This window comes from Micromonospora sp. NPDC018662, from assembly GCF_044391475.1.
Taxonomy (GTDB): domain Bacteria; phylum Actinomycetota; class Actinomycetes; order Mycobacteriales; family Micromonosporaceae; genus Micromonospora.
In genome coordinates, this window is sequence record NZ_JBISAC010000002.1 from 32474 (window position 1) to 52127 (window position 19654).

A 19654-nucleotide genomic window follows, 5' to 3' on the forward strand; every position below is an offset into this window, starting at 1 on the left:
CGTTGCCGACATGAACGGCCGCTAAGGTTATGCGCCGGAGTCTGCCACGTGACGCTGCGTTGTCGAGACGCGGTGGGATATTTCACGCACCACGTCTCACCCGGGCGCGGTCACCCCGGCGAGCGCCAGCAGCTCGGCGACGAACTCGGCCGGCCGCTCCAGGTGCGGGCTGTGCCCGCAGCCGGGCAGCGCCACCTCCCGGTAGGTCCCACCGGCCGCCGCGTACCGGTCCAGCACCGCGCGGGTCTGGCCGACCATCGGCTGCGGCGGGCACCGGTCCGCGCCGGGCCAGCCGGGCACGATCCCGAGCTGACCGAGGTACGCCAGGTCGAACAGCGAGGTGTCCGAGACGATCACGTCGGCGTCGCCGCGTACCCAGGTCACCGGCGGCTTGACCGGCACGGCGACCAGCTCGTCGGCGAGCCGGAAGTGGGCCGGGGCCAGCGCGTTGAGCACGCCGCGCCGCCCGGCGGCGGTGCCCGGCCAGTGGTCCGAGGCGAGCGCGGTGCCCGGGTAGTTGTCGTCCCCGGTGGCGGTGGTCAACATGCTCTCCAGCAGCAGGTCCTCGTGGTCGCCGAGCGACGCCGGGTCGGCCACGTACGCGGTGCGCAGCACGCTGCGCGGGCTGGTGGGGCCGTCGGCGCTGCGGTCACCGGCGGCGAGCCGGGCCACGAAGTCCGGGTTCGCCCCGCCCGCGCCGGTGCCGGCGAAGTCAGGCGTGGTGGGCGTGCCGTCGAGGTCCCGGGTGCCGCCGAAGCCGTACGGCGAGACCGGCGCCTCCAGCAGCAGCCCGGCCACCCGCTGCGGGTGGTCGACCAGCAGCCGCATCGCCACCCCGCCGCCGAGCGAGTGCCCGACCACCACCGGTCGGGCGCCGGCGGCGAACAGCCCCGGGGCGTCGAGCAGGGCGGCCACGTCGTCGGCGACGTCACCGAGGCCCCGGGTGGCGTCGACCGGCACGGTGTCGGTCTCGCCGTAGCCGCGCAGGTCGGGGGCGACCACCCGGAGCGTCTCCGGCAGCCTCGCCAGCAGCGGTTCCCAGAACGCGGCGGAGGAGACGTTGCCGTGCACCAGCAGCACCGGTACGCCGTCCGGGGGCCCGGCCACCCGGACCGCGTGGGTGATGCCGTTGGCCTGGACCGTGTGCCGCGTGCTCCGCATCAGCGCATGCTGGCACACCGCCCGCCCGGAAGCCATGTGCGCGCCCCACACACCGCCCCGCCCTGCCCGCGCGCCCTGTTTCACGGAAAGTGCGGCTATCCGGGCCGCGATAGCCGCACTTTCCGTGAATCCGCGCGCACGGTGAATGCGCGCGTGGGTGCGTGGGTGCGTGGGTGCGTGCGGTCAGCGGGCCTCGGCGGGCTGCGCCTCGCGTGACTCGATCGACTGTCGGGGTGCCGGGACCGGCAGCGGCAGCGTGGGCCGCTGGTCGCGGCGGGGCGCGCCGAAGGTCATCCCGACCGGGTCGGTCCGGGCCACGCCGGGGTCGTAGAGGCGCAGGTCGGTGCGCCCGAGCCGGACCACGTCCCCGTCGGAGATCGGCACGCTGCCGGTGATCCGGGTGTCGTTGAGCCAGGTGCCGTTGGTTGAGCCGAGGTCGGTGAGCACCACTCCCTCGGGGGTGGCCTGGACGCTGGCGTGCCGGCGACTCAGGTGCGGATCGGGGAGCACGACGTCGGCGGTCGGCGCCCGGCCGATCACCTGTACGCCCCGGCCGATCCGAAAACTGAGCCCCCGCATCGCCCCGCCCGACACCGTCAGCAACGGCATCAGCTCCGGATGCTCCTCCATGGACAGTCGACCTCCACCCCACATCGCCCCGCGGCGTCAGCCTGCCATCTCACCGTAGTGGCTCCCACCACCGCGCGGTCACCACCGCGACCCCGGCCGGTCATCTCCCGTTCGCCGTTCGGGTGGCCGGGAAGGGCGCGATCGGTCATCACGTACGTCGATGTGACGAACGTCGGTCCGGGCAGCGTAGGGGGCCCGCGCCACCTACCGATGAGTAATATTCGGGTCTAGACTGCGGCCATGACCGCAGTGCATGTCCCCGGAACCCCGCTCATCGAGGCCGGTCGACTGGTGTCGACCAGCCCGGCGACCGGCGCGGAGGCCGGGCGGCTCCCGGTGGCGACCGAGGCGGACGTACGCGCCGCCGTCGACCGGGCCCGCGCCGCCGCCGACTGGTGGGCCGGGCTCGGCTTCACCGGCCGGCGCGACCGGCTCGAGCGCTGGCGCGGCGTGCTCGCCCGGCGTATCGAGGAGCTGGCCGACCTGATGCACACCGAGGGCGGCAAGCCGGTCGGCGACGCCGTGGTGGAGATCCTCACCGCGCTGGAGCACGTCGACTGGGCGGCCCGCAACGCCCGGCGCGTGCTCGGGCCCCGGCGGGTCCGCTCCCGGCTGATCCTGGCCGAGTTCACCGGCCACCTGGAATACCAGCCGTACGGCGTGGTCGGCGTGATCGGCCCGTGGAACTACCCGGTCTTCACCCCGATCGGCTCCGCCGCGTACGCGCTGGCCGCCGGCAACGCGGTGGTGTTCAAGCCGAGCGAGTACACCCCGGCGGTGGGCCAGTGGCTGGTCGACCGGTTCGCCGAGGTCGTGCCGGAGCAGCCGGTGTTCCAGGCGGTGCACGGGCTCGGCGACGTCGGCGCGGCGCTGTGCCGCTCCGGGGTGGCGAAGGTGGCCTTCACCGGCTCCACCGCCACCGCGAAGAAGGTCATGGCGGCCTGCGCCGAGACGCTCACCCCGGTGCTGCTGGAGGCCGGCGGCAAGGACGCCATGATCGTCGACTCGGACGCCGACCTGGACGCCGCCGCCGAGGCTGCCGTCTGGGGCGGGCTGACCAACGCCGGCCAGACCTGCATCGGCATCGAGCGGGTCTACGCGGTCGACCAGGTCTTCGACGCGTTCGTCGACAAGGTGGTGGCGAAGGCCGGCCGGCTGACCGTCGGCGTCGACGGCGCCGACCTCGGCCCGATCACCATGCCGGCCCAGATCGACGTGATCCGCCGGCACATCGACGACGCGGTCGCCCGGGGCGGCCGGGCGGTGCTCGGCGGCCCGGAGGCGGTTCGGCCGCCGTACGTGCACCCGACCGTGCTGGTCGACGTGCCGGAGGACTCCGCCGCCGTCCGCGAGGAGACGTTCGGGCCGACGCTGACCGTCAACCGGGTCCGCGACGTCGACGAGGCCGTCGAGCGCGCCAACGCGCTGCCGTACGGGCTCGGGGGTTCGGTCTTCGGCCGGGCGCGGGCGGTGGCCGTGGCGCGGCGGCTGCGCTCCGGGATGGCCTCGGTGAACTCGGCGCTGACCTTCGCCGGCATGTCCACGCTGCCGTTCGGCGGCACCGGCGAGTCCGGCTTCGGCCGGATCCACGGCGAGGACGGGCTGCGCGAGTTCGGCCGCCCCAAGGCGGTCACCCGCCGGCGGGCCCGCTCGCTGCTGCCGGCCATGACGTTCGAGCGCACCCCGGCCGACGTCGCCCGCCTGGTCAAGGTCGCCAAGCTGATGTACGGCCGGAAGCGCTAGAAGAGCGTCAGCTCGTCGCGCTCGATGCCGCGCAGCTTGTCGTAGTCGACCACCACGCAGCGGATGCCGCGGTCGGTGGCGAGCACCCGGGCCTGCGGCTTGATCTCCTGCGCGGCGAACACGCCGGTGACCGGCGCGAGCAGCGGGTCGCGGTTCATCAGTTCCAGGTAGCGGGTGAGCTGCTCCACCCCGTCGATCTCGCCGCGCCGCTTCACCTCGACCGCGACCGCGCCGGCGTTGGCGTCCCGGCAGAGCAGGTCGACCGGGCCGATCGCGGTCATGTACTCCCGCCGGACGAGCGTGTAGCCCTCGCCGAGCGTGCCCGGGTTGGCGGCGAGCAGCTCCTGGAGGTGCGCCTCCACGCCGTCCTTGCGCAGCCCGGGGTCGAGGCCCAGCTCGTACGAGGTGTCCTGGAAGATCTCCTCCAGCGTGATGCGCAGCTCCTCGCCGGCCTTGTTGACCACCCGCCACACGCCGGGCGCCTCCTCCAGCCGGCACGGCGGGCTCATCCAGTTCAACGGCTTGTAGGCCCGGTCGTCCGCGTGGATCGACACCGAGCCGTCCGCCTTGACCATGAGCAGCCGGGTGGCCGGCGGCAGGTGCGCCGAGAGCCGTCCGACATAGTCCACCGAGCACTTCGCAATGACCAACCGCACCCGACGAGGGTAGCCGAGCCCCCGGCCGGCGCCGACGAGCGCCACTGGCGCACCGGTGCCATATTGAGATCGTGCTCGAAGTTCTCACCGGTTCCGGTCTGGCCGCCTCGGCGGGCCTAAACGCCTACATCCCGCTGATGCTGATGGGCCTGCTGGCCCGCTACACCCACCTGATCGAGCTGCCGAGCGGCTGGCAGTGGCTCGGCAACGGCTGGGTGCTGCTGATCCTCGCCGTGCTGTTGGCGGTCGAGGTGGTGGCCGACAAGGTGCCGGTGGTCGACCACGTCAACGACATGGTGCAGACGGTGGTCCGGCCGACCGCCGGCGGGCTGGCGTTCGGCGCCGGGTCGGGCTCGGAGACGGTCACGGTCAGCGACCCGGACACGTTCTTCTCCACCCACCAGTGGGTGCCGGTGGTGGTGGGCGTGCTCATCGCGCTCGGCGTGCATCTGCTCAAGGCCGCCGCCCGACCGGTCGTGAACGCCACCACGGCCGGCTTCGGCGCGCCGGTGGCGAGCACCGCCGAGGACGCGACGAGCATCATCATGTCGGTGGTGGCGATCCTGCTGCCGGTGCTGGTGCTGGTGTTCGCGGTCGGCCTGGTCGTCTTCACGGTCTGGCTGGTCCGCCGCCGCCGGGGCCGTCGACGGGAACGCGCCGCGGCCCGCGCGGCGGGCTTCCGCGTCTGACCCGCATCAACCCCCAAAACCTCTAAAATCAGGGCAATAACCCATGGAGGTACGGGAATGACCGCGTCGATGGAAATGCCCCGGGTCCAGGAGTGCGCCGTTCGCTCCTGCGCCTACAACCACACGAACGACTGCCACGCCTTCGCCATCACGATCGGCAGCAGCGATCACGCGCACTGCCACACCTTCGTGGAGATGCCGGTGCGCGGCGGGATCGCGCAGTCGATCGCCCAGGTCGGCGCCTGCTCGCGATCCGACTGCCAGCACAATGCCGATCTGGAGTGCCACGCCCCGGCCATCACGGTCGGCCCGGACATGGACATGGCCGACTGCATGACCTACCGGGGCCGCTGACCGCCACGCCCGGCCGACAGGTGTTAAGAAGGGGCCCCGCCTCTACCGAATGCGTTAAGAAGGGGCCCCGCCTTACATCCGCTCGCGGATGACGGTGACCAGCTCGTCGATGATGCCGGTGAGCGCGAAGTCCTTCGGCGTGAACACCCGGGCCACGCCGGCGGCCCGCAGCGCCTCGGCGTCGGCGGGCGGGATGATGCCGCCCACCACCACCGGCAGGTCGCCCCGCCCGGCCGCGCGCAGCCCGTCCAGCACCGCCGGCACGGCGGCCAGGTGCGAACCGGAGAGCACGGAGAGCCCGACCAGGTCGACGTCCTCCTCCACCGCGGCGGCCACGATCTGCCCGGCGGTCAGCCGGATGCCCTGGTAGACCACCTCGAAGCCGGCGTCGCGGGCGCGTACCGCGATCTGTTCCGCGCCGTTGGAGTGCCCGTCCAGCCCCGGCTTGCCGACCAGCAGCCGCAGCCGGCCGGTGCCCAGCTCACGCGCGGTGGCGGCGACCCGTTCCCGGACCGCCGCGAGGCTCGCGTCGCCACCGGCCCCGGCCGCGCCGGTCAACCCGGTCGGCGCCCGGTACTCGCCGAACACCTGGCGCAGCGCGCCGGCCCACTCCCCCGTGGTCACCCCGGCGGCCACGCACGCCAGCGTCGCCGGCATCAGGTTCGCGGTGGTCGCGGCGTCCGCGCGCAGCCGGGCCAGCGCGGCGTCGACGGCCGCCGCGTCCCGCCCGGCCCGCCATTCGCGTACGCCGGCCGTGGCGGCCGCCTCGACCGCCGGGTCCACCTGCTCGATCGCCTCGGCGCCGGCCGCGGTCAGCGGGGACGGCTCGGTCTCGGTGAACCGGTTGACGCCGATCACCACGTCGGTGCCGGCCTCCATCCGCCGCCGCCGGTCGGCCAGCGAGGCGACCAGCGCGCTCTTGAGGTAGCCGGACTCCACGGCGGTCACCACGCCGCCCATCGCCAGCACCTTGTCCAGTTCGACCCGGGCGCCGGTCACGATGTCGTCGACCAGCGCGGTCATCACGTGCGAGCCGTCGAACAGATCGGGATACTCGAGCAGGTCCGACTCGTACGCCAGCACCTGCTGCATGCGCAGCGACCACTGCTGGTCCCACGGGCGGGGCAGGCCGAGCGCCTCGTTCCAGGCGGGGAGCTGCACGGCGCGGGCCCGGGCGTCGCGGGACAGCGTGACGCCGAGCATCTCCAGCACGATCCGCTGGATGTTGTTCTCCGGCTGCGCCTCGGTCAGGCCCAGCGAGTTGACCTGGACGCCGTAGCGGAACCGGCGCTGCTTCGCCTCCGTCACGCCGTAGCGGTCGCGGGTGATCTCGTCCCAGAGCGCGCCGAACGCGCGCATCTTGGCGATCTCCTCGACGAAGCGCACCCCGGCGTTGACGAAGAAGGAGATCCGCTGGACCACGTCGCCCATCCGCTCGGCCGGCACCTGGCCGGAGTCGCGCACGGTGTCCAGCACGGCGACGGCGGTGGCGAGCGCGAAGCCGACCTCCTGCACCGGTGTCGCGCCGGCCTCCTGGAGGTGGTACGAGCAGATGTTGACCGGGTTCCACCGCGGCATCTCCCGCAGCGTGTACGCGATGACGTCGGCGGTCAGCCGCAGCGACGCGGCCGGCGGGAAGATGTACGTCCCCCGGGACAGGTACTCCTTGATGATGTCGTTCTGCGTGGTGCCGGCGCAGCGGCGCAGCTCGGCGCCCTGCTCGACGGCGGCCGTGCCGTAGAGCGCGAGCATCCACATGGCCGGCGCGTTGATGGTCATCGAGGTGTTCATCTCGGCCAGCGGGATGCCGTCGACGAGCGCGCGCATGTCGCCGAGGTGCGCCACCGGCACGCCGACCCGGCCCACCTCACCGGCGGCCAGCTCGTGGTCGGGGTCGTACCCGGTCTGGGTGGGCAGGTCGAACGCGACCGACAGCCCGGTCTGCCCCTTCGCCAGGTTGCGGCGGTAGAGCGCGTTGGAGGCCGCGGCGGAGGAGTGCCCGGCGTACGTGCGCATCACCCACGGGCGGTCCCGCTCCGGCAGGCGTCCCGGCGTCGCGTCATCCATGGCCGGAGTTTAAGTTACCGTTCAGTAAAAGGGGCTGTGCAAAACCACACAGTTGGATGTCCGCGCCGGTGGGCCGGCCGGGCCCTCGCATGTGGCCGGCCCACCTGGCGGGTCATTCGCTGCGGGCGGTCTGCGGACCGGTGACGCGTTCCAGCAGCGGCAGCGTGGCGGCGATGACGGCCAGGCAGCCGACCAGCCCGACGGCCACCACGGCGGCGAACCCGATCCCGGGCAGGTGCAGGTCGTAGTGCATCTGCGCGCGCAGGAACAGGTGCGCGGCGACCAGGCCCATCCCGACCGCCACCGCGGCGACGGTCAGCATCGGCACCACGCTCTCCAGCGCCACCACCCGGCGCAGCAGCCGCACCGGCGCGCCGCTGAGCCGCAGCAGGCTGAACGGCCGCCTCCGCTCGCTGAGGCCGGCCGCCACGGCGACCGCCAGGCTGCACCCGGCGAGCGCGAGGCTGGACACCACGACCACGTCGGCCAACCGCTGCCAACCCCGCATCGTGTTCGTGAAGTCGGACTCGAAGTCGCCGGGCACGTTCGGGGCCACCACGTAGGCGGGGAACGCGACCTCGATGACCGTCCGGGCCCGCTCGATTGCGGCCGGACCGTCCGCGTCGACCGCCACCGAGTCCACCGGCAGGCGCGGGAGGGCCGCCGGCTCGACCGGGGACGCGGGCCAGACCCGGTCCGCCGAGGCGGACTCCCGCCAGGGGATCAGGCCCGACGCCACCTCGGCGACGGCCACCCCGTCGGCGCACCGCCCGTAGGCCGGCGGGATGTCCGCGCAGGCGATCACGCCCGACCCGCCGCCCCCGCCGCGCGCCGGGTTCTCCCGGACGACCAGCGGGTCGCGCACGCCCGGAACCGCGGCCAGGTCGGTCAGCAGCGTGGCGGGCACCGGCGCGTCGTTCACCAGATTGAACGACAGCCGACCGGCCTCCAGCGAACCCCGGGGGGCCGGGCCCCGCTCGGCGGCGATCGTCCCCATCACGCCGACCGCCACTGTCGTCACGAAGAGCGCGAGCATCACGCCGCTGACCGCGCGGAAGCCGGCGGCCGGGTTGTCGGCGAGCCGGCGGGCGGCGATCAGCGCGGCCGGCCGGCTGGCGCGGGCGGCCATCGCCCGCGCGCCGACCATGGTCAGCCAGGGCCCGCCGGTGACCAGCCCGGCCATCACCAGCAGCAACGCGGGCAGGAAGAGCGCCGTCTGCCCGTCCGCGGTGCCCGGCCGGTAGACCAGCGCGAGGCCCAGCACGGCGAGCCCGAGCACGAGCGGGATCAACCGGTACGCCCGCGGCGGCCGGGGCGTCACCCGCCGGGTCACGCCGAGCGGGGAGATCCGCACCCGGCGCAACGCCACCCAGGCCGCGGTCGCCGCGCCCGCCGGCACCCCGAGCGCCACCAGCACGACGTCCGGCACGCCGAGGGAGAGGTCGTCGGGGAAGTACGGCATGCCGGTGAACGGGATTGCGGCGAGCTGCCGACGGAACGCGAGGAACAGGGCGAAGCCGACCGTGGCGCCGGCCACCGCCGCGAGCGTGGCCTCCACGGCCGCGACCACCGAGATCTGTCGCGGGGTGGCCCCGACCAGGCGCATCGCGGCGAAGCGCTGCTCCCGGCGGGCGGCACCGAGCCGGGTCGCGGTGCCGATGAAGATCAGGACGGGGAAGAGCAGCCCGCCGGCCACCACGCCGAGGATGAGGTCGATCGCCGTCTCCGGCAGCGGGGCCCGGTTGTCGTCGATCCGGGTGACCTTCCGGACCCACTCCAGCGCCCCGACCTGCTCCGGGGTGCCGCCGACGAGGATGAGCAGGGTGTCCGGCGAGGTGAGCGCCGCCGGGCCGACGACGCCGAGGTCGCGGCCCGGGTAGCGGTCGGCGAGCTGGTCGGCGGGGGTGGTGGCCAGCAGCTTCCGCAACGCCGGGGAGGCGTAGTACTCGCCGGGGCCGGGCACCCGGGGCACGCCGACCGGGGTGGGCGCGCTCGGCCCGGTGGCGGCGACGTCGACGCGGAGGATCTGCGTGCCGTGGAAGTAGTCGTACCGGGTCGACCAGAGCAGCGGATCGGCCGCGCCGCCCGTTGTCTCCTGCGGGTACATCGCGGCGTACCGGCCGAGCTGGGCGTTGGTGGCGTGCACGCCGGCGACGGTGGTGAGCAGCAGCCCGGTGCCGATCGCGACGGCGGCGGCGATGACCACCAGTCGGACGAGCGCCTCCCGGCCGCCCGCGACCGCGAGGCGGAACGCGAGGGCGATCACGAGCCGACCCTGGCCGGCGCGTTGATCCGCCCGTCCCGCACGACGACCTCCCGGTCGGCGTACGCGGCGACGCGCGGTTCGTGGGTGACCAGGACGACAGTGGTGCCCTGCTCGCGGGCGGTGTCGACCAGCAGGGCCATCACCTCCTCGCCGGTGAGCGAGTCGAGCGCGCCGGTGGGCTCGTCGGCGAAGAGCACCTGCGGGCGGGCGACCAGGCCCCGGGCCAGCGCGACCCGCTGGGCCTGCCCGCCGGACAGCTCACCGGAGCGTCGGTGCTCCAGGCCGGCCAGCCCGAGCCGCTCGAACCAGCCGTGCGCGGCCCGCAGCGCCGGGGCGCGGCGGACGCCGCCGAGCAGCAGCGGCAGCGCGACGTTCTCCGCCGCGGTGAGTTCGGGGACGAGCTGGCCGAACTGGAAGACGAACCCGAAGCGGTCACGGCGCAGCGCGCTCCGCTCCGCCTCGCCGAGCGTGTCGATCCGTACGTCACCGAACCGGACCTCGCCGGAGTCGGGCGGCAGGATGCCGGCCAGGCAGTGCAACAGCGTCGACTTGCCGGAGCCGCTCGGTCCCATCACGGCGACGACCTCGCCGGCGTCCACGGCGAGGCTCGCGCCGCGCAGGGCCGGGGTCTCGCCGAACGAGAACGTGACGTCGCGGGCCTCGATCGTCACGGTCATCGCCGGACCGCCTTCCGCAGGGCGTCGAGTCGGGCGCCGGTCGTCTCGATCCATCGCAGGTCCGCCTCCAGGTGGTAGAGGCCGTGGTCGGCGAGCATCACGTCGACCAGCCCGCCGTTCCGCTTGACCTCGGTCAGCTCGCGCATCCGGTGCAGGTGGGCGGCGCGCTGGGTGTCCAGGTACGCCTCGGCCGGGCGATCCAGCATCAGCGCGAGCACGACCTTGGCGAACAGCACGGTCTGCAGGTGTGGTTCCGGCTCGACCGGCTCGGTGAGCCAGTGCTCCACCTCGGTGGCGCCGCGGTCGGTGATGACGTAGCGCTTGCGGTCCGGCCCGGCGCCGGGCTCGACGTCGCTGACCACCACCTTGCCGTCGCGGGCCAGCCGGCTCAGCGTCGAGTAGACCTGCCCGTACGGCAGCGGTTTGCCGCGCCCGAAGAACGTGTCGTAGTCGCGTTTCAGGTCGTAGCCGTGGCTGGGCTCGCGTTCGAGCAGGCCGAGCAGCGTCAGGGGAACGGTCATGCGGTGACTCTACACCCGATGTATACCCCGCGTACATAGCGAACCCCGGCATCGGGGCCGGGGCCGCACGACGCACACTTGAGTCATGGACCAGCAGCTCGCGATCTCCGTACGGGGACTGCGCAAGACGTACGGCGACAACGTCGCGGTGGCCGGGGTGGACCTGGACGTCCACCGGGGCGAGGTGTTCGCCCTGCTCGGCCCGAACGGCGCGGGCAAGACCACCACGGTGGAGATCCTGGAGGGCTACCGGCACCGCGACGCCGGCGAGGTACGGGTGCTCGGCGTCGACCCGGCCCGCCCCGACGCCGGCTGGCGTTCCCGCGTCGGCATCGTGCTCCAGGGCACCGGTGAGTTCGACGAGCTGACCGTGGGCGAGGTGGTCCGGCACTTCTCCGGCTTCTACCCGGACGCCGACGACCCGGCCAAGGTGGTCGAGCGCGTCGGGCTGGGCGCCAAGGCCAAGGCGCGTACGCACACGCTCTCCGGCGGGCAGAAGCGCCGCCTCGACGTGGCGCTGGGCATCATCGGCCGCCCCGAGCTGCTCTTCCTCGACGAGCCGACCACCGGCTTCGACCCGGAGGCCCGGCGCGAGTTCTGGGAGCTGATCCGGGACCTGGCCGCCGCCGGCACCACCATCGTGCTCACCACCCACTACCTGGACGAGGCCGAGGCGCTCGCCGACCGGGTCGGGGTGATCGCGGCGGGCCGGGTGGTGGAGGTCGCGCCGCCGAACCGGCTGGGCAACCGGCAGGAGGCGCTGGCGACCGTCTCCTGGCGTAACCCGGACGGGACGCCCGGGTCGGCGCAGACCGCGACGCCGACGGCGCTGGTGTACGACCTGGCCGCGCGCTTCGGCGGCGAGGTGCCCGGCCTCACCGTGGCCCGGCCGACCCTGGAAGACGTCTACCTGCGGATGATCGGACACTGATGACCACCACGACGAAGCCGGCGGCCCCGGTCGCCGCCGCACCGGCCCGGCGGCTGGGCGCGGGCGCGCTGGCGCTGCGCCAGGGCCGGCTGGAGATCACCCAGTTCCTGCGCAGCCGGGAGTCCGTCGTGTTCACGATGGGCTTCCCGATCATCATGATCCTGATCTTCGCGGCGATCTTCAGCGACGAGATCGCCCCGGGCGTCAGCTACACGCAGTACTTCATCACCGGCATGATCGCGACCGGCCTGATGACGGTGAGCTTCCAGAACCTCGGCATCTGGATCCCGATCGAGCGGGACCGGGGCGTGCTCAAGCGCTACCGGGGCACCCCGATGCCGAAGTGGGTCTGGTTCGCCGGCAAGGTGATCATGGTGGTGGTGATCGGCATCGCCGAGACCGCGTTGCTGCTCGCCGTCTCGGTGGCCCTGTTCGACCTCGACCTGCCGCAGACCGCCGCCAAGTGGCTCACGTTCGGCTGGGTCGCCGTCCTCGGCGTCACCGCCTGCACGCTCTGCGGCATCGCCATCTCGTCGCTCGCCCGCACCGCGCGCAGCGGCTCGGCGGTGGTCACCCCGGTCGCGCTGGTGCTCCAGTTCATCTCCGGCGTGTTCTTCGTCTTCACCAGCCTGCCCACCTGGATGCAGCAGGTCGCCGCGATCTTCCCGCTGAAGTGGATGTGCCAGGGGCTGCGCTCGGTCTTCCTGCCGGACAGCTTCGGCGGTCAGGAGCCGGGCGGCTCGTTCGAGCTGGGCAAGGTGGCGCTGGTGCTGGGCGCGTGGTGCGTGATCGGCCTGATCCTCTGCCTGACCACCTTCCGCTGGACCACTCGCCGCGACGGCTGACGTGAAAGGAGGGGCCCCTTCTTAACGCCTGGCGTATAGAAGGGGCCCCCTCTCACACCCGGGGCGCTCACCCGCCGGCGACGCGCGCGGCGCCGGCCCCGTGAACGGCGGTTGCCCGGCGGCGCGTACCGGATGGCACACTCGCCGGCATGGCACGCACGTTGAGCCGGCGGACGGTGCTGACCGCCGCCGCCGGGATCGCCGGGGCCGGTCTGGTCGGGGGCCTGGCCGCCCGGCAACTCTCCGGGCCCCGCCCCGGGCCCGGACCCGCCGTGCCGGACGCGCCGGCCGGCGACGAACGGCTGATCCGGATCGCCTCCGCCGCCCGGGGCCGGGAGGTGGACTTCTGGACCGCCGTGCCCGAGGGGTACGGCGATGGTCGCGGCCTGCCCGTCTGCCTGGTCCTGCACGGCGCCTCGGCCACCCCGCGCGACTACGGCCGGTTCGGGCTGGCCCGCTTCCTCACCGACGCGGTACGCCGTGGCGCCCCGCCGTTCGCGCTGGCCGGCGCCACCGGCGGGCGGCTCTCCTGGCGCCCGTCGGGCGACGACGACCCGCAGCGGATGGTGCGCGAGGAGCTGCCCACCTGGTGTGCCCGGCGCGGCTTCGACAGCAGCCGGCTGGCCGCCTGGGGCTGGTCCATGGGCGGCTTCGGGGCGCTGCTGCTCGCCGAGACGTACCCGGACTGGTTGCGGATGGTCGCGGCGTTCTCGCCGGCGGTCGGCCGGGGCGACGCGGTCTTCGCCGGCGTCGACAAGCTGCGCGGCACGCCGGTCGGGCTGTGGTGCGGCCGGCAGGACAACTTCCTCTCCGACGTCCGCGCGCTGGCCCGGGTGCTGCCCGAACGCCCGGTGCGCGCGGCCTGGGCCGACGGGCGGCACAACTTCGGCTACTGGGGCACCGTCATCCCGGACGCGTTCGCGCTGCTCGGCGCCGCGCTCACCCCACCCCGGACATGAGTCGTCCGGGGCGGGGCGGTCGACATGCTCAGTACGGGTAGAAGCCCTGGCCGGTCTTGCGGCCCAGGTCTCCGGCGGTGGCCATGCGCTGGAGCAGCTCCGGCGGGAAGAACTTCTCGTCGGCCGTGTCGGTGTAGATGTTGCGGGTGGCGTTGAGCAGCACGTCCACGCCGGTCAGGTCGACAGTGGCCAGCGGGCCCATGGCGTGCCCGAAGCCGAGCTTGCAGGCGGTGTCCAGGTCCTCGGCGGAGATCACGCCGGACTCGACCAGCTTGACCGCCTCCATCGCCAGCGCGCAGATCAGCCGGGTGGTGACGAAACCGGCGATGTCCCGGTTGACCACCACGACGGTCTTGCCGATCTCCTCGGCGAACGACCGGGCGGTGTCCATGGTCGCGTCGCTGGTCTTGTAGCCCCGGACCAGCTCGCAGAGCTTCATCATCGGCACCGGCGAGAAGAAGTGGGTGCCGACCACCGACTCCGGACGCTCGGTGGCGGTGGCGATCTGGGTGACCGGGATGGCCGAGGTGTTGGTGGCCAGCACCGCATCCGCCTTGCAGATCTTGTCCAGCGCGCGGAACACCTCGTGCTTGATCTCGATCTTCTCGAAGACCGCCTCGACCACGATGTCCGCGTCGGCCGCCGCCTCCAGCTCGGTGGTCGGGGTGATCCGGCCCAGCGTCGCCTCGACGTCGGACGCCTCGATCTTCCCCTTCTCGGCGAACTTCGCCAGCGACTTCCGGATGCCGTCGACGCCCCGCCTGGTGGCCGCGTCGTCGACGTCGCGCAGCGTCACCTGCCAGCCCGCCTGTGCCGCCACCTGGGCGATGCCCGAGCCCATCAGCCCGGCACCGACGACCGCGAGTCGACCCGCCATCTGCTTCTCCCTCGCCGTGTTCTGGAGTGTCCTCCAGCACCCTACTTAACGAGGGATAAGGATCGTCAGATGGCCAGGTCCGGTTCCTCCGGCGCGGTGCTCCGCTCCACCGCGACGCCGAGCGCCCGCAGGTCCGCCACGAAGTCCGGGTAGCCCCGGTCGACGTGGTGCACGTGCGAGACCTCGGTGATCCCGTCCGCGCAGAGCCCGGCGATGATCAGACCGGCGCCGGCCCGGATGTCGGTCGCGCGCACCGGCGCGCCGGACAGCCGCTCCCGGCCGCAGACCAGCGCGTGGTGGCCGTCGGTCCGGATCTCCGCGCCGAGCCGCATCATCTCGTTGGCGAACATGAACCGGCCGTCGAAGATGTTCTCCGTGATCAGGGAGCCGCCGTGGCTCACCGCGGCCAGGCCGATCGCCATCGGCAGCAGGTCGGTGGCGAAGCCCGGATAGGGCAGCGTGACCACGTCCACCGCCGCCGGCCGGTCGTCCATCCGGACCCGGAAGGCGTCGCCGCGGGTCTCCACCAGGCCGCCGGCCGAGACCAGCTTGTCCAGCGCGACCTCCAGGTAGGCCGGGTCGAGGCCGGTCACGGTGACGTCGCCCCGGGTCATCGCGGCGGCGAACGCCCAGGTGCCGGCCACGATCCGGTCCCCCACCGTGGCGTGCCGCACCGGGCGCAGGTCGGGCACGCCGGCGATCTGCACCGTCGAGGAGCCGGCGCCGGAGATCCGGGCACCCATCCGGTTGAGCATCGTGCAGATGTCGACGATCTCCGGCTCCCGGGCCGCGTTGTCGATCGTCGTCGTGCCCCGGGCCAGCACCGCCGCCATCACCAGGTTCTCGGTGGCGCCCACGCTCGGGAAGTCCAGCACGATGTCGGCGCCGTGCAGCCCGTCCGGCGCCTCGGCGATGACGAAGCCGTGCTCGCCGGAGATCTCCGCGCCCATCCGGGCCAGCCCGGCGATGTGCATGTCCAGGCCACGCGAGCCGATCGCGTCGCCGCCGGGGTGCGCGACCCGCACGTGCCCGCGCCGGGCCAGCAGCGGGCCGAGCACGCAGATCGACGCGCGCAGCCGGCGGACCAGGTCGTAGTCGGCCTCCGCGCCCGGCCGCTCCGGCACGTCGATGACGACCGAGCGGGACCGTTCCTTACCGCCGCCGGCGACCATCGGGTCGACCGGGTCGTCGGGGCCGAAGCGTACGCCGCAGCCGAGCCGGCGCAGCACCTCGCCCATGATCGCGATGTCGGTGATCCGGGGCACGTTGGTGATCACGCTGCGGCCGGGCGCGAGCAGCGCGGCGGCCATCAGCTTCAACGCCGAGTTCTTCGCGCCCACCACGTGCACGGTGCCGGCCAGCCGGGCGTCCCCGCGTACCCGGATGACGTCGACGTCGCTGACCGCCGGGTCGCCGGCGTCACCCGGCCCCACCGCGGTCGGCCGGTCCGGCCGCACCGGGATGGTCAGGTCCGGTATCCGTAGGCTGTGCGTCATGGCCGTCCACCTCACGCGCATCTACACCAAGGCCGGCGACGCCGGCATGACCAGGCTGAGCAACAACGAGCAGGTGCCGAAGACCGATCCGCGGATCGCCGCGTACGCGGACGTCGACGAGTGCAACGCCTCGATCGGCGTCGCGCTCGCCCTGGGGCAGCTCCCGGACGAGCTGCGGGAGGTGCTGGAGTCCGTGCAGAACGACATGTTCGACGTCGGCGCGGACCTGGCGACGCCGGTCGAGCCGGATCCGGAGTATCCGCCGCTGCGGGTCACCGAGGAGTACGTCGAGCGCCTCGAGGGTTGGTGCGACGAGTTCAACGCGCGCCTGGGCAAGCTCGACTCCTTCATCCTCCCCGGCGGCACCGCGGGTGCGGCACTGCTGCACGTGGCACGGACGACCGCCCGGCGCGCCGAGCGTGCGGCATGGGCGCTGGTCGCGCACGACCCCGATCGGACCAGCCCCCTCCCGGCAAAGTATCTCAACCGGCTCTCCGATCTGCTCTTTATCCTGTCAAGAACGGCAAATCCGGGCGGCGATGTGCTATGGGTGCCGGGCGGGAAGCGCTGACCGTCGGCGGCCTGCACCACGTGGAGGTCTGGGTACCCGACCTGGCGGCAGCCAGACCTGCCTGGGGCTGGCTTCTCGGCGAGTTGGGCTGGACGCCGTACCAGGACTGGCCCGCCGGCCGGTCCTGGCGCCTCGGTTCCACCTACCTGGTGCTGGAGGAGTCCCCGGCGCTCACCGGGCGGACCCACGACCGGTGTGCGCCCGGCCTCAACCACCTGGCGTTCCACGCCGGTCCGCCGGCGGCCGTCGACCGCCTGGTAGCCGTCGCGCCCGACCATGGCTGGACGCTGCTCTTCCCGGACCGGCATCCGCACGCGGGGGGCGCGGACAGCTACGCCGCCTACCTCACCGACAAGCAGGGGTACGAGGTCGAACTGATCGCCGAGACCGGCTGATCCGGGTACCGGGACCGGCCGACGCCCACCCGGTAGCCGGCCGGTCCCAGCAGCGGTCGACGGGTCTCCGCCGGCCTCAGCAGCGGTCGACCGCGCCCCGCCGGACCGGCGCGGTCCGGCCCGCACCCGGCCGGCGGGAACCCGGCCGGCGGCGCGTGGAGCCCCCGCGCGCCGGCACCGGCCCGGAGCACGCACGGCGGACGGCACGCCGCCGGCGTACCCGCAGGCGCCGGAGCCCGACCGCGAGAGCGACCGCCGCCACCACCCCCACCCCGGCGGCGGCCGGCAGACCGGCCGGCAGACCGCCGGCCACCCAGCCGACCAGGACCGCGCCGGGCACCCAGACGACGACCGCCACGCCGTCGAAGAGCACGAACCGGCGGTACGGCAGCCCGGCCGCCCCGGCCACCCGGGGCACCAGCGTGCGGACGAACGCGGTCCAGCGGCCGAGCAGCACCGCGGTCCCGCCCCGCGCGGCGACCAGCGCCTCGGCGCGCCGCCACCGCCGCTCCCCCACCCGGCGGCCCAGCGGACCACGCCGCAACCGTGGGCCGAGCAGCCGCCCCTCCAGGTAGCCGAGCTGGTCGCCGGCGAACGCGGCGGCGGTGGTCACCGCCAACGCGACGCCCAGGTCGACGCGGCCGGCGCGGGCCAGCAACCCGACGGTCAGCATGGTGGTCGCGGCCGGCAGCACCAGACCGACGAGCAGCCCCACCTCACCGGCGAGGACCGCCGCCGCGACCAGCAGCACGAGGCCCGGCGGCAGCGTGTCGAGGCGGGCCACCAGCGAATCCAGGAAGGTCATGCCTCCCAGCGTGGCGGCCATGCCGGACGGCGGCGTCCTGCCCACGGCCGACCGGGGTCCTCCGGGTGGCCGGTCGTCGCCCTAGGGCCCGCCCGGCCGTCACCCCTAGGGTCCGCCCGGTCGGCTTCCTAGGGCCCGCCCGGACCTGGCACCGGGTTGAACCCGTCGTCGACCAGGCCGAGCCGGTGGGCCACCACCGCGGCCTGGACCCGGTTGCGCAGCTCCAGCTTCTCCATCGCGGCCGAGACATGCGTCTTCACGGTGGTCACCCCGAGGTGCAGCCGGGCACCGATCTCCGCGTTCGACAGGCCCGCGCCGACCAGCGCCAGCACCTCCCGCTCCCGGGGGCTGAGCTGCCCGAGCCCGGCGGCGGCCGGATCCGGGGCACGGTCCCGGTCGTGCGCGGCGAGCGCGCGGCGCAGCACCCGGGCCAGCACCGGCGGGGCGAGCAACGGCTCACCCGAGGCCGCACGCCGTACCGCGTCCACCAGATCCTCCGGGGCGCCGTCCTTCACCAGGTAGCCCTGCGCGCCGGCGCCGAGCGCGCCGTAGACGTTCACGTCGTCGGCGAACGTGGTCAACACCAGCACCCGGGCCGACGGCTGCTGCCGCAGGATCCGACGGGTCGCCTCGATGCCGTCCACCCGGGGCATGCGCAGATCCATCAGGATCACGTCCGGCCGCAGCCGCTCGGCCAGCCGGACCGCCTCATGGCCGTCGCCCGCCTCCCCCACCACCTCGAAGCCGCCGGCCGTCCGCAGCACCAGCCCCACCCCGGCGCGCACCAGGGCCTGGTCGTCGACCACCAACACTCTGATCATTCGCTCTCCCTGATCGGCAGCCGGACCCGGACCCGCCAACCGCCGCCGTCGGTGCGTCCCGCGACGAGCGTCCCACCGAGCAGACCGACCCGCTCCCGCATCCCGCGCAGGCCGTGCCCCGAGGCCGGTAGCCGGGTACGCGGGCGCGCCGGGCCGCTGTCCAGCACCTCGATCAGGAGCGCGCCGTCGACCACCTGGACGTCGACCGAGACGATAGCGCCCGGTCCGGCGTGCTTCAGGCTGTTTGTCAACGCCTCCTGGACCACCCGGGCCGCGGTCGTCCCGACCACCAGCGGCACCCGGTGCAGCACCTCCGGCATCCGCACCTGCACCGCCAGGCCGGCCTCCCGCACCCGGCGGGCCGCATCCCGGATCACCTGGGCCGGATCGACGTGCGACTCGTCCGACGCCACCGCCTCCGGGTCGCGGAGCACCCCGAGCAGCTCGCGCAGTTCGTCCAGCACCTGGCCGGCGGTGTCCCGCAGCTCGCCGAGCGCCAGCACCGCCTCCTCGGGGCGGCCGGTGTGCTGCACCGCGTACCGGGCCGCGCCGGCGCGCAACGCGATCGCCGCGACGTGGTGGGCGACGATGTCGTGCAGGTCCCGGGCGATCGCGGTCCGCTCGGTCAGCCGGACCATCCGCGCCTCCGTGGCCCGCCGCTCCTCCGCCTCCCGGGCCCGCTCCTCGGCCGCTGTCGCTGCCTGGCGTACCCCGCTCAGGTAGCGGCCGAAGGCCACCGGCGCGGCGGCGATCCCGGCCAGCATCACCAGCCGGAGCACCCCGAGACCACCACGGAGCACCTCCGCGTTGCCCGGGTCGATCACGTTGACCAGCGTCACCGCCAGGAAGAGCACGTACGCGGCGGTCGCGCCCGGCCAGCCCGACCGGTACGCCACGTAGCCCAGCGCGACCGCGGCGGCGATCTGGGCGGTGTCCGCGCCGATCACCCCCACCGCGTCGGCGGCGAGCATCAACGCCGACGTGACGAGCAGCACCGGCCACGGCCAGCGGCGGACTCCGACGAGGGCCACTCCGGCGAGCACCGCGAAGACAGCCGCCCACTCCTCGTGCGGGATGCCGGGGATGGCGGTCTGGCTGCTGATCAGCCCCAGGACGGCCGTGCCGAGCCCGAGCAGCAGCTCGGGCCACCAGGTCCACCGCCCACCCCTCACCCGGCCACCATACGGAGC

Annotated in this window: 20 protein-coding genes; 8 read left to right on the plus strand and 12 right to left on the minus strand. The window is 73.9% G+C overall.

The window, feature by feature from the left end; all coding sequences use genetic code 11:
- Positions 1-96 precede the first annotated feature (96 nt).
- Both ACH495_RS05450 and ACH495_RS05455 read right to left on the minus strand, forming a co-directional pair.
- Positions 97-1161: an alpha/beta fold hydrolase gene (locus tag ACH495_RS05450; protein ID WP_396856556.1), complete on the minus strand. Its 1065-nt coding sequence runs from the start codon at positions 1159-1161 to the stop codon at positions 97-99.
- Positions 1162-1344: 183 nt separating this feature from the next.
- Positions 1345-1791, minus strand: a complete 447-nt coding sequence (locus ACH495_RS05455) for an FHA domain-containing protein (protein WP_396856557.1) — start codon at positions 1789-1791, stop codon at positions 1345-1347.
- Between the two features lie 240 nt (positions 1792-2031).
- Between ACH495_RS05455 and ACH495_RS05460 the strand changes: the two genes are divergently transcribed.
- A complete protein-coding gene (locus tag ACH495_RS05460; RefSeq protein ID WP_396856558.1) occupies positions 2032-3534 on the plus strand; it encodes an aldehyde dehydrogenase family protein in 1503 nt (500 codons plus the stop codon).
- Here the strand turns inward: ACH495_RS05460 and nucS are convergent.
- Entirely contained in the window at positions 3531-4190 is a 660-nt protein-coding gene (gene nucS, locus ACH495_RS05465) for an endonuclease NucS (protein WP_396856559.1), read from the minus strand. The genes ACH495_RS05460 and nucS overlap by 4 nt on opposite strands.
- Before the next feature lie 71 nt (positions 4191-4261).
- Between nucS and ACH495_RS05470 the strand changes: the two genes are divergently transcribed.
- Together ACH495_RS05470 and ACH495_RS05475 are read left to right on the plus strand one after the other, a co-directional pair.
- Positions 4262-4879, plus strand: a complete 618-nt coding sequence (locus ACH495_RS05470) for a DUF4126 domain-containing protein (protein WP_396856560.1) — start codon at positions 4262-4264, stop codon at positions 4877-4879.
- Positions 4880-4936: 57 nt separating this feature from the next.
- Positions 4937-5233 carry a DUF1540 domain-containing protein gene (locus tag ACH495_RS05475; protein WP_107157015.1) on the plus strand — a complete coding sequence of 99 codons (297 nt, stop codon included), beginning with the start codon at positions 4937-4939 and terminating at the stop codon, positions 5231-5233.
- A gap of 72 nt (positions 5234-5305) precedes the next feature.
- On the opposite strand, the gene ACH495_RS05480 is transcribed toward ACH495_RS05475, so the two are convergent.
- The 4 genes from ACH495_RS05480 to ACH495_RS05495 all read right to left on the minus strand — a co-directional run bounded on the left by ACH495_RS05480 (position 5306) and on the right by ACH495_RS05495 (position 10764).
- The gene (locus tag ACH495_RS05480) at positions 5306-7300 is read right to left on the minus strand and encodes a protein meaA (RefSeq protein ID WP_396856561.1); all 1995 of its coding nucleotides are present in this window, start codon (positions 7298-7300) and stop codon (positions 5306-5308) included.
- A gap of 112 nt (positions 7301-7412) precedes the next feature.
- Positions 7413-9566: an FtsX-like permease family protein gene (locus ACH495_RS05485; protein ID WP_396856562.1), complete on the minus strand. Its 2154-nt coding sequence runs from the start codon at positions 9564-9566 to the stop codon at positions 7413-7415.
- Positions 9563-10243, minus strand: a complete 681-nt coding sequence (locus ACH495_RS05490) for an ABC transporter ATP-binding protein (RefSeq protein WP_396856563.1) — start codon at positions 10241-10243, stop codon at positions 9563-9565. Before ACH495_RS05490 ends, ACH495_RS05485 begins: the two co-directional genes overlap by 4 nt.
- The gene (locus tag ACH495_RS05495; protein ID WP_396856564.1) at positions 10240-10764 is read right to left on the minus strand and encodes a PadR family transcriptional regulator; all 525 of its coding nucleotides are present in this window, start codon (positions 10762-10764) and stop codon (positions 10240-10242) included. Before ACH495_RS05495 ends, ACH495_RS05490 begins: the two co-directional genes overlap by 4 nt.
- 85 nt (positions 10765-10849) lie before the next feature.
- Here ACH495_RS05495 and ACH495_RS05500 point away from each other — a divergent pair, with 85 nt between their 5' ends.
- The 3 genes from ACH495_RS05500 to ACH495_RS05510 all read left to right on the plus strand — a co-directional run bounded on the left by ACH495_RS05500 (position 10850) and on the right by ACH495_RS05510 (position 13499).
- The gene (locus ACH495_RS05500; protein ID WP_396856565.1) at positions 10850-11695 is read left to right on the plus strand and encodes an ABC transporter ATP-binding protein; all 846 of its coding nucleotides are present in this window, start codon (positions 10850-10852) and stop codon (positions 11693-11695) included.
- Positions 11695-12540 (plus strand): ABC transporter permease, encoded by an 846-nt coding sequence (locus tag ACH495_RS05505; RefSeq protein ID WP_396856566.1) that lies wholly within the window; start codon positions 11695-11697, stop codon positions 12538-12540. Before ACH495_RS05500 ends, ACH495_RS05505 begins: the two co-directional genes overlap by 1 nt.
- 149 nt (positions 12541-12689) lie before the next feature.
- Positions 12690-13499, plus strand: a complete 810-nt coding sequence (locus ACH495_RS05510) for an alpha/beta hydrolase (RefSeq protein ID WP_396856567.1) — start codon at positions 12690-12692, stop codon at positions 13497-13499.
- Between the two features lie 28 nt (positions 13500-13527).
- Here ACH495_RS05510 and ACH495_RS05515 read toward each other — a convergent pair whose 3' ends face one another.
- Entirely contained in the window at positions 13528-14376 is an 849-nt protein-coding gene (locus ACH495_RS05515) for a 3-hydroxyacyl-CoA dehydrogenase family protein (RefSeq protein WP_396856568.1), read from the minus strand.
- Between the two features lie 65 nt (positions 14377-14441).
- Positions 14442-15872 (minus strand): UDP-N-acetylglucosamine 1-carboxyvinyltransferase, encoded by a 1431-nt coding sequence (murA, locus tag ACH495_RS05520; RefSeq protein WP_396856569.1) that lies wholly within the window; start codon positions 15870-15872, stop codon positions 14442-14444.
- Between murA and ACH495_RS05525 the strand changes: the two genes are divergently transcribed.
- Together ACH495_RS05525 and ACH495_RS05530 are read left to right on the plus strand one after the other, a co-directional pair.
- Positions 15871-16443: a cob(I)yrinic acid a,c-diamide adenosyltransferase gene (locus ACH495_RS05525; RefSeq protein WP_396856570.1), complete on the plus strand. Its 573-nt coding sequence runs from the start codon at positions 15871-15873 to the stop codon at positions 16441-16443. The two genes, murA and ACH495_RS05525, sit on opposite strands and share 2 nt — an antisense overlap.
- Positions 16419-16838, plus strand: coding sequence for a VOC family protein (locus ACH495_RS05530; RefSeq protein WP_396856571.1), 420 nt, complete (start codon positions 16419-16421; stop codon positions 16836-16838). Before ACH495_RS05525 ends, ACH495_RS05530 begins: the two co-directional genes overlap by 25 nt.
- Before the next feature lie 76 nt (positions 16839-16914).
- Here the strand turns inward: ACH495_RS05530 and ACH495_RS05535 are convergent, their stop codons facing one another.
- From ACH495_RS05535 to ACH495_RS05545, 3 genes are all read right to left on the minus strand, one after another.
- A complete protein-coding gene (locus tag ACH495_RS05535) occupies positions 16915-17643 on the minus strand; it encodes a DedA family protein (RefSeq protein WP_396856572.1) in 729 nt (242 codons plus the stop codon).
- A gap of 128 nt (positions 17644-17771) precedes the next feature.
- A complete protein-coding gene (locus ACH495_RS05540; RefSeq protein WP_396856573.1) occupies positions 17772-18464 on the minus strand; it encodes a response regulator in 693 nt (230 codons plus the stop codon).
- Positions 18461-19636: a sensor histidine kinase gene (locus ACH495_RS05545; RefSeq protein ID WP_396856574.1), complete on the minus strand. Its 1176-nt coding sequence runs from the start codon at positions 19634-19636 to the stop codon at positions 18461-18463. Before ACH495_RS05545 ends, ACH495_RS05540 begins: the two co-directional genes overlap by 4 nt.
- Positions 19637-19654: the final 18 nt, after the last annotated feature.

Bases quoted from the DNA above. Each gene is read 5' to 3' on its own strand.
- ACH495_RS05450 (WP_396856556.1), bottom strand. From the start codon at position 1,161: ATGCGGAGCACGCGGCACACGGTCCAGGCCAACGGCATCACCCACGCG.
- ACH495_RS05480 (WP_396856561.1), bottom strand. From the start codon at position 7,300: ATGGATGACGCGACGCCGGGACGCCTGCCGGAGCGGGACCGCCCGTGG.
- ACH495_RS05540 (WP_396856573.1), bottom strand. From the start codon at position 18,464: ATGATCAGAGTGTTGGTGGTCGACGACCAGGCCCTGGTGCGCGCCGGG.
- ACH495_RS05525 (WP_396856570.1), top strand. From the start codon at position 15,871: ATGGCCGTCCACCTCACGCGCATCTACACCAAGGCCGGCGACGCCGGC.
- ACH495_RS05475 (WP_107157015.1), top strand. From the start codon at position 4,937: ATGACCGCGTCGATGGAAATGCCCCGGGTCCAGGAGTGCGCCGTTCGC.
- ACH495_RS05500 (WP_396856565.1), top strand. From the start codon at position 10,850: ATGGACCAGCAGCTCGCGATCTCCGTACGGGGACTGCGCAAGACGTAC.
- ACH495_RS05535 (WP_396856572.1), bottom strand. From the start codon at position 17,643: ATGACCTTCCTGGATTCGCTGGTGGCCCGCCTCGACACGCTGCCGCCG.
- murA (WP_396856569.1), bottom strand. From the start codon at position 15,872: ATGACGCACAGCCTACGGATACCGGACCTGACCATCCCGGTGCGGCCG.
- ACH495_RS05505 (WP_396856566.1), top strand. From the start codon at position 11,695: ATGACCACCACGACGAAGCCGGCGGCCCCGGTCGCCGCCGCACCGGCC.
- ACH495_RS05495 (WP_396856564.1), bottom strand. From the start codon at position 10,764: ATGACCGTTCCCCTGACGCTGCTCGGCCTGCTCGAACGCGAGCCCAGC.
- ACH495_RS05455 (WP_396856557.1), bottom strand. From the start codon at position 1,791: ATGGAGGAGCATCCGGAGCTGATGCCGTTGCTGACGGTGTCGGGCGGG.
- ACH495_RS05515 (WP_396856568.1), bottom strand. From the start codon at position 14,376: ATGGCGGGTCGACTCGCGGTCGTCGGTGCCGGGCTGATGGGCTCGGGC.
- ACH495_RS05490 (WP_396856563.1), bottom strand. From the start codon at position 10,243: ATGACCGTGACGATCGAGGCCCGCGACGTCACGTTCTCGTTCGGCGAG.
- ACH495_RS05460 (WP_396856558.1), top strand. From the start codon at position 2,032: ATGACCGCAGTGCATGTCCCCGGAACCCCGCTCATCGAGGCCGGTCGA.
- ACH495_RS05510 (WP_396856567.1), top strand. From the start codon at position 12,690: ATGGCACGCACGTTGAGCCGGCGGACGGTGCTGACCGCCGCCGCCGGG.
- ACH495_RS05530 (WP_396856571.1), top strand. From the start codon at position 16,419: ATGGGTGCCGGGCGGGAAGCGCTGACCGTCGGCGGCCTGCACCACGTG.